Origin of the sequence: Tunicatimonas sp., assembly GCF_049647865.1 — a bacterium.
In the GTDB taxonomy this organism is placed as follows: domain Bacteria; phylum Bacteroidota; class Bacteroidia; order Cytophagales; family Cyclobacteriaceae; genus Tunicatimonas.
This window is the reverse complement of sequence record NZ_JBARYM010000521.1, coordinates 1-5,653: the sequence shown is the minus strand read 5'-3', so window position 1 is coordinate 5,653 and position 5,653 is coordinate 1. Positions and strand designations below refer to the sequence as shown.

Below are 5,653 nucleotides of genomic sequence, written 5' to 3'. Positions count from 1 at the left end.
GCAATGGGTGTGAACGATATGCTTACTAACTATTTAAGCTATTATGAACCTTACTTAGAGAAAGCTACTGGTGATAATTTAAAGAAACCTGAAAGCGAACGTAAGTATAGTGACGTTTAAAGGTATTCGTTATATATTTAGTAGTGTTACTTTCGCAGACCATTTAAACTAAAATTGCTTCTTATGAGCACTGAAACTGAAGTATTAGATAAACCCATTGAGAAAAGTGAACCGTCGGAAGCACCGTTGTCTAAGCGGCGGAAAAAGATTGTAACCGATCCACTTAATGACGATAACCCAATTACCGTACAAGTGTTAGGTATTTGTTCCGCACTAGCAGTTACCACTCAATTAAGTCCGACATTGATTATGGCGATCTCGGTGGTATTTGTAATTGTGTTTTCTAACTTAATTATATCACTTCTACGTGATCTAATTCCTAACCGAGTACGAATTATTGTGCAACTGGCCGTTATTGCCACGCTGGTTACACTGGTAGATCAGGTGCTTAAAGCTTATTTTTTCGATGCCTGGAAGAGTCTTACTGTATTTATTGGGCTGATTATTACCAATTGTATCGTTATGGGTCGTTTGGAGGCTTTTGCTTTGGCTAACAAGCCTTACGATTCAATTCTAGACGGCTTAGGCAGTGGCTTAGGTTATGCCTGGATTATTCTGGCGGTAGCATTCTTCCGCGAGCTATTAGGTTCAGCTTCCGTATTTGGCTTTAAAGTATTTGAAGCAGTCGGCATAGAGAACTTTCCGACCAACGGAATTATGGTAAGCCCCGTAGGAGCTTTCATTATTTTGGGGTTAATTATTTGGGTGCAGCGTACCAAAACCGGTTACGTAGAACGATAAACGCTTACAATACGAATTACAATGGATTTAATAAACATTGCTGTAAAAGCTATCTTCATTGAGAACATGGTACTGGCCTACTTTCTAGGTATGTGTTCTTTTCTGGCGGTTTCTAAAAAAGTATCAACCGCCACCGGACTGGGTGCCGCGGTTATTTTCGTACTAACGATTACTGTTCCTATTAACTGGGTACTTCAGGAGTATGTATTGAAGGAGGGCGCTCTGAGCTGGGCTGGTGAGCAGTTTGCTTCAATAGATTTGAGCTTTTTACGTTTCATCATGTTTATCGCAATTATTGCGGCCATGGTGCAATTGGTAGAAATGATTATTGAAAAGGTCTCCCCTGCCCTCTACGGCACCTTAGGAATCTTTTTGCCCTTGATAGCAGTAAACTGCGCTATTCTTGGTTCTTCACTATTTATGGTGCAGCGAGATCAAACTATTGCCGAAGCGGCGGTGTTTGGATTTGGTTCCGGGACTGGCTTCTTTTTAGCTATTATAGCACTCGCTGCTATCCGCGAGAAGATGAAGTATTCTAACGTACCTGATGGGCTAAAAGGCTTGGGTATTGCCATGTTAATTACCGGATTAATGGGTATTGCGTTTTTATCCTTTGTTGGTATTGCGATTTAAGTAATAAATCTTTTTAACTTAAGGTTTTGTCAGTGATGGCAAAACCTTTTTTATTTTAGCGAAAGCATGAACAACCGAAGTTTACCCACCTACTTTTTCCGCGGCTTACTTTTTGCCGTGCCGGTAGCCCTTACTGTTTATATTCTGTTGGTCTGTATTCGCTGGCTAGACAACCTCATCGATATATCAGTTCCTGGGTTAGGACTGCTCACAATTTTAGCCTCGCTTACGTTAATTGGGTACTTAGCTTCAACTTTACTAGCCGCGCCATTATTTCGTCTACTGGAAGAAGTACTAACTCGCCTGCCGTTAGTTAACATTATCTATTCTTCTTTAAAAGACTTGATATCCGCATTTGTAGGTGATAAAAAGAAGTTTGATCGGCCAGTATTAGTAGCATTAAGTGATGATCTTTCTATCCGCAAACCTGGTTTTATTACGCAAGATAATCTGGAGAAACTGGGTCTCCATGATCAGGTAGCGGTCTACCTCCCTCACTCTTACAACTTTTCTGGTAATTTATTTATTGTTCCGAGCCAACACGTTACGCCTATTAAGGCTTCCAGTACCGAAATTATGAAATTCATCGTATCGGGAGGGGTGTCTGGTTTGGAAGAACACTTAGGTGGTATATCTCATGAGGAAGTATGATTGCGTAGTTATCGGTTCTGGTCCTAATGGTTTAGCCGCCGCTATTGAGTTACAACGCTCGGGCCTATCGGTGTTGGTATTAGAAGCTAAAGATAAAATTGGGGGAGGTGCCCGTTCTGAGGAACTTACCCTTCCTGGGTTTGTCCATGATATTGGCTCAGCCATCCACCCACTTGGAGTAGCTTCGCCCTTTCTTAGCCAACTTCCCTTAGCGGATCACGGACTGGATTGGGTGTACTCTCCCGCCGCAGTAGCTCATCCATTAGACAATGGAGTAACAATAACGCTAAATCGTTCGGTAGAAGTTACTGCCGACTCGCTGGGAACCGATGCTCGAGCCTACCGAAGCTTAATGAAGCCTATTGTTAACAACTGGCACCAAATAGCCCCTGATTTCTTAGGTCCCTTTCGCTTCCCCAAGTATCCTTTGAAAATGGCGGAATTCGGTTTAAAGGCGTTACGCTCTACTACTTCGCTGGCGAACTCAACATTCAAAACCCTAGAGGCGAAAGGCTTCTTTGCCGGTTTAGCCGCTCACTCAATGCTACCTCTAGAAAAACCGGCTACCTCAGCGGCTGGTTTAGTATTGGGTGCTTTGGGCCACGTGGTTGGCTGGCCTTTTCCTGTGGGCGGTGCGCAATCCATTATCAATGCTCTTGTGTCTTACTTTCAATCACTAGGCGGAGAAATTAAGACCGGCTGCGAGGTAAATTCTATTGCTGACCTTCCCCCAAGCCAGGCTACTTTATGGAATATTACTCCTTGGCAATTATTGGAAATTGAAGGACTATCATTTCCCACCAACTATCGTAAGCAATTAAAGCGATTCCAGTATGGCCCGGGTATTTTTAAAGTAGACTGGGCTTTGAGCGACCCTATTCCTTTCAAGAATCCGAAGGCAAACCAAGCATCAACGATCCATTTGGGGGGAACCATTGAGGAGATTGCTTTATCGGAGCGAGATGCTTGGCATAGAAAACACAACCAGCACCCCTACGTATTACTGGTTCACCAAAGCCCATTTGATCCTACTCGTGCTCCTGCTGGAAAACATACTGCTTGGGCCTACTGCCATGTACCTCGCTATTCGCTACAAGACATGACCGAAGCCATTGAAGCGCAAGTGGAACGGTTTGCCCCCGGTTTCCGCGATACTATTATTGGTAAGCACACCATGCACACCCGGCAGGTGCATCAGTACAATCCGAATTATATCGGTGGCGATATTAACGGGGGGGCTCAATCCATTGATCAAATATTTACCCGACCAACTTTTAGCCTCACTCCCTACCGAACTGCCAAAAAGGGGGTTTATATTTGTTCCTCTTCTACCCCACCCGGCGGTGGCGTTCACGGCATGTGCGGCTACCATGCCGCCCAAACGGTTTTACGCGATTTATTTCCTGACGTTCGATTAGAAGACGTTACGAAGGTGTAGCACTACTATAGATTTAATATCACGCTATCGATGAACGGGTGCTATACCCATTCTCCCTTTCATAAAGGGGGTACAGGGGGATTTTTTACGCAATGCTACTTATAGCCACTTTAAGTGACGAATTGCGGTCAAATACTATATTATGCCTAGCAAGCATATTGTAAGTTTATGGGTTCACTCGTGAGTATTGTCTTCTCTATTTTTCAATCAATAAACCTATTCGGCTATACTTCCAACTACAGAGCACAAAAAAACCGGTACCACTGGGGCCCGGTTTAAATTCTTTGGTAGTTTACCTACTAAAAAACAGGAGGCAACTAGTTTCCGGGATTGTAGTAGAAACGCTCGTGCTTAATTTGTTCGTCGTCCCACTGCTGTACGGCTACTTGCTCTAGCTTGGTGCGGTTACCATCCTGGAAAGTAACTTCCATCCAAGACTCAACGGAGGTGGTTTTATCTTCTTCATTAGAAGTGATTGCCCCTACTCCCGCTCCGTGGAATTCTTTAATACTGGATAGAAATTTCTCTTCGTACTGGCGGTTGGTACTTTTGCCTTCTCGCTTGTCACCGGTGGCTTCTACCATCACTACATCGTCGTGGTAGTATTTGTCAAAGGCATCCATGAGTTTGCCGGTGTTAATCATGTTATACAGATCTTTAGCTTTTTCCTGATAAGTCATAGTAAAATTTTAAATTATAGACAATTGTTGTATATACAATAACGCTACAACTTATTTTAGGTTGCATATTTTTTTGCGCTGGTAAAGAAGGCTTACTATCACCAAACAGTCATCGGTGAGAATAATACTAACGCTAAGAACGTAGACCAAAAAAAACAGTCACCCTTAATAAGGATGACTGTCCTTCAAAATATCCGCCTTTATGGAAGACTAATTTTTTAAGTTAGGGTTCGCCAACGTTTCACTAGCCGGAAGTGGATGAAAGTATTGGATGGTACCCACTGGCTGTAAATCATCCGGATTTTTCTTAGCTAAAACATCTTCTACCATTTGCAAACGCACTAAGTCAAACCAACGAGTGTATTCTCCCGCAAATTCCCAAGCCTTTTCTTGAATGATGCGTTCTTGTGGAACAGCCGTCAAATCTACCGACGGGGCAGAAGTATTCATTGGTAAACCATTAGCCCGGCGGATGATCTTATTTACGGCTTCCAGTGCTTCGGGGTCCGACGGATTGTTGGTGGCCATAACCTGGGCTTCGGCAAATACTAAATACGTTTCAGCCAAGCGCTCCAAAGGTAACGAGATCGCATTCAGCCAGTCATTTTCCGAGCCTTGCAGTTTTTGGTAATAAGGTCGGCCCGTAGCAAAATTTTCCCAAGAAAGCGTATCTCCCAAATCAGTCATAAAGGTTTCTTCCTTTCGCACTCCCTCAGGGAACTCTTCAAAGAACGTAATCTCGGCAAAGTAGTCGTCCCAGCCACCTTCGTCACCCGGACGTGCGGGGCTTCCGTAAACGGCGTTTCCATTCCACCACTCACCGGCCCAAAAGTTAAGCGCAAATACTTCCTCTGACTTGGTATCGGCTTCTACATTCCATAAATCAGCAAAGTTATCAGCCAGCGCAAAGCCGTAAGCATCTTCGTTGTCAAGCACTTCTTTGGCCTTGGCCGCTGCCAATGCATACTTTGAAGCATCATTGATTGGGAAACCTGTCATTTGCAAATACACTTCCGCTAATACTGCTTTGGCTGATCCTTTGTTCGCTCGCCCCGGTGCCGGTTTAGCATCGCTTAGTAGTTCTTCGGCTCGCTGTAGATCGCTGATAATCTGCTCGTACAGTTCAGCAGTAGAACTACTTTCTACCGAAAGAACTTCCTCCGTGAAGATATGTGAATCAAGTAGCAGTGGCCCTTCACCCCACAGTCGAGCAATCCAAAAGTAGTTGTAGGCCCGTAGAAAGAAAGCTTCTCCTGCAATCTGCTGGATAGCCGCCGCGTTGCCTGTAGCGTTTTCGTAATTAGCGATAATATTGTTGGCTCCTTGAATAGACTTGTAGGCTCCGCCCCAAATAAACGGTAGCCGTCCATTCTGTTGCGCCACGGTAAAC

6 protein-coding genes are annotated in these 5,653 nt (G+C 44.1%); 4 read left to right on the top strand and 2 right to left on the bottom strand.

What is annotated here, in order from left to right:
• The first annotated feature begins 183 nt into the window (after positions 1-183).
• The 4 genes from WBA23_RS15460 (at position 184) to WBA23_RS15445 (ending at position 3,583) form a co-directional block, all read left to right on the top strand.
• Positions 184-861 carry an NADH:ubiquinone reductase (Na(+)-transporting) subunit D gene (locus WBA23_RS15460; protein ID WP_424583185.1) on the top strand — a complete coding sequence of 226 codons (678 nt, stop codon included), beginning with the start codon at positions 184-186 and terminating at the stop codon, positions 859-861.
• Positions 862-882: 21 nt separating this feature from the next.
• On the top strand, positions 883-1,494 hold the full coding sequence (nqrE, locus tag WBA23_RS15455) for an NADH:ubiquinone reductase (Na(+)-transporting) subunit E (protein WP_424583184.1): 612 nt from the start codon (positions 883-885) through the stop codon (positions 1,492-1,494).
• A gap of 66 nt (positions 1,495-1,560) precedes the next feature.
• Complete coding sequence (locus WBA23_RS15450; protein ID WP_424583183.1) at positions 1,561-2,145, top strand: DUF502 domain-containing protein; 585 nt, start codon at positions 1,561-1,563, stop codon at positions 2,143-2,145.
• Positions 2,132-3,583, top strand: coding sequence for a phytoene desaturase family protein (locus WBA23_RS15445; RefSeq protein WP_424583182.1), 1,452 nt, complete (start codon positions 2,132-2,134; stop codon positions 3,581-3,583). Before WBA23_RS15450 ends, WBA23_RS15445 begins: the two co-directional genes overlap by 14 nt.
• Positions 3,584-3,900: 317 nt before the next feature.
• Here the strand turns inward: WBA23_RS15445 and WBA23_RS15440 are convergent, their stop codons facing one another.
• Positions 3,901-4,263 carry a SnoaL-like domain-containing protein gene (locus WBA23_RS15440; RefSeq protein ID WP_424583181.1) on the bottom strand — a complete coding sequence of 121 codons (363 nt, stop codon included), beginning with the start codon at positions 4,261-4,263 and terminating at the stop codon, positions 3,901-3,903.
• 210 nt (positions 4,264-4,473) lie between these two features.
• Positions 4,474-5,653 (bottom strand): RagB/SusD family nutrient uptake outer membrane protein (locus WBA23_RS15435; RefSeq protein WP_424583180.1); only part of this gene is annotated, 1,180 nt, incomplete at its 5' end.